The organism is Mitsuaria sp. TWR114 (genome assembly GCF_007997345.1).
This window is the reverse complement of the sequence record NZ_VOSR01001078.1, coordinates 1-1,390: the sequence shown is the minus strand read 5'-3', so window position 1 is coordinate 1,390 and position 1,390 is coordinate 1. Positions and strand designations below refer to the sequence as shown.

Here is a 1,390-nt window from a genome sequence, read left to right as displayed (position 1 = left end):
GACCCGCGCCGCCGCCCGCGCGCTCGGCATGGATGCCGACGCGGCGGAGCAGGCGGCGCGCGATGGCGGCCTGGTGCTTGATGGCGAGGCGGTGCTGCTGTCGCCGGTCGCACTGGCGTCGGCGCAGGAGAGCAAGCTGGTGGTGTCGGTCACGCTGGGGCTGCGTCTCGGCGAGATGCCACCGTCCGCGTTGATTGCGCTGCTGGCCCAGGCGCCGGGGCTGCTCGCGGTGCACGGGATGACCATCGGCAGCGACCCCGACGGCATGCTGGCCCTGCATCGCGTCGTCGACGCGGAGACCGCGTCCTCGGAAAGTCTGGTGCAGGACATGCTCACCGCCCGCCAGCTGGCGCTGCTGCTGCAGGACGCCGCCACGCCGAAGGAGCAATGACATGAGCATGAGCAAGATCCAGAGTCCGTCGCAGAGCCCGGCGCCGCTGGTCACCGGCAGCACCAGCTCCAACCCCACCACGCCGCTGGAGCCGCCGCGCCAGGAGGAGCTGCAGCAGCCGCAGGGCCTGCGCCGGCGCGTCCGGAGCGGCGTGGAATCGGCGGGCGACGCCGCCAGCCAGTTGGCCGGCCGGGTCGGCCTGCCGCAGGTCGTGGAGGCTGCGGCCAACACGAGCGTGACCCACACCACCGGGTCGAAGATCAAGGACGCCGTCATGCCGACGCTGTCGACGGTGGGTGCCGTGATCAAGACCGGCGTCAAGGCGGTCAAGCAGTTCTCGCATAAGCCCGTCTCCAGCCAGCCCTTGCAGAACGCGCTGCGGGCCGAGATGGATCCGGCCAAGCTGGCGCCCGAGGATCGCGGGCAGGCTGGCGACAACCAGATCAAGGCGCATCAGGAGGCCATCAAGTACGGCCAGGGGTCGGCGCAATGGATGGACCGCCTGCAGCCGCTCGCGACCTCGATCATGCGCGTGGGCCTCGCGGGCACGTCGATGGCCTTCGGCGTCGGGCGCAACAGCGGCCTCGCGGCGGGCGATGCCGCGGCGCGGGCCGAGCAGGGGCGGCCGCAATCGGGCGCCGTTTTCGACAACAGCGCGCCGGCCCCGGGCGCCGCCCCCTCGGGGCCGCCGTCGCTGAAGTCGATGGTGGTGTCCACCGTCACGCAGCTGTTCATGGGCTCCGCCGCCGGCGCCACCGGCAACCTGCTGGGCCAGACCGTGGTCGCACCGGTGATCAACCTGATGCCGCGGCAGTTCGCGCCGATCGACGACAAGGCCGTCGTGCCCGACCAGGTCGTGAAGGACATGAACACGCTGCTGCCCGGATCCGGGGACCAGCTGCGGGCGTCGGTGAAGGCCCAGCAGGCCGAGATCACCAACATCAGCAGCGACAGCAACGTCACGCTGGGGCAGGTCGCGTTCGACGCGGTCACCGCCGC

General features: G+C 71.8%; 1 protein-coding gene and 1 pseudogene. Both read left to right on the top strand.

Features of this window, described 5'->3' with window-relative positions; all coding sequences use genetic code 11:
- Positions 1-391, top strand: a 391-nt coding sequence (locus tag FUT87_RS29700) for a type III effector protein chaperone (RefSeq protein WP_186830817.1), incomplete at its 5' end; no start/stop codon positions are given.
- Between the two features lies 1 nt (position 392).
- A pseudogene (locus FUT87_RS27475) lies at positions 393-1,390 on the top strand (type III effector protein); the annotation flags it as partial.